Origin of the sequence: Nocardia veterana NBRC 100344 (assembly GCF_000308855.1) — a bacterium.
In the GTDB taxonomy this organism is placed as follows: domain Bacteria; phylum Actinomycetota; class Actinomycetes; order Mycobacteriales; family Mycobacteriaceae; genus Nocardia; species Nocardia veterana.
Genome location: NZ_BAGM01000063.1, coordinates 1 through 893, shown reverse-complemented (window position 1 = coordinate 893; position 893 = coordinate 1). Strand labels below are relative to the sequence as shown.

The window sequence follows — 893 nt, the reverse complement described above, 5'->3', positions numbered from 1 at the left end:
AGGTGGTGTAGGTGCGGGCGACGAGGGCGCTGCGGAGGTACCAGAGTCCGCTGGCTTGGGTGGGGTCGAAGCCGGTGAGTTGGGCGATGCGTTTGAGGCGGTAGTCGACGGTGTTGGTGTGGACGTGGAGGAGTCGGGCGGTGCGTTGGCGGTTGAGGTTGTTGGCGATGTGGGTTTGGAGGGTGGTGAGGAGTTCGGGGTGGTGGTCGAGGGGGTTGAGGAGGGTGCCGAGGTGGTCGCGGCCGGGTCCGGGGCGGGTGAGTTGGTATTCGAGGGCGAGGTCGTCGAAGCGGTAGAGGCCGGGGATGGAGCCGAGGCGGGTGACCATGTCGAGGAGTTGGTGGGTTTGGTCGGTGTTGGTGGGGATGTCGGGGGTGGGGCTGGTGGTGGTGGTTGCGGTGATGGGGACGCGGGCGGCGTGGGAGAGGTGGGTGATGAGGGTGTCGAGGTCGGTGGTGGGTGTGTGGGTAGTGGGGATGAGGAGGGTGCCGCCGTCGGTGGAGAGGAGGGAGAGGGTGGTGGTGTGGGTGTGGGTGGCGAGGGCGGCTTGGATGCGGCGGAGTTTGCGGCGGGCGATGATGGTGGGGTCGAGGTGGGGGTTGGCTTGGTCGGGGTGGGGTGGGATGTGGAGGGCGAGGATGTGGTAGGTGTCGGCGATTTCGATGCCGCATTCGCGGGCCATGGTGCTGGTGGGGTGGCCGCCGAGGAGGGCGGAGGTGAGGGTGTGGACGGCGTTGTGGTGTTCGGAGACGACGGCGCGGAGTTCGCGGACGTAGGCGCCGGAGACGGCGGTGGTCATGGTGTCGAGGATTTCGACGAGGAGTTTGGCGCCTTGGAGGAGGTTGGTGTAGTCGGTGTGGGTGAGGGTGAGTGTGGGTTCACCGGCACCGGCA

The 893-nt window shown here is 67.5% G+C and carries 1 protein-coding gene; it reads right to left on the bottom strand.

Features of this window, described 5'->3' with window-relative positions; translation table 11 throughout:
• The coding region (locus tag ON37_RS10305; RefSeq protein ID WP_040718684.1) for a PucR family transcriptional regulator at positions 1 to 893 on the bottom strand (893 nt) is incomplete at both ends.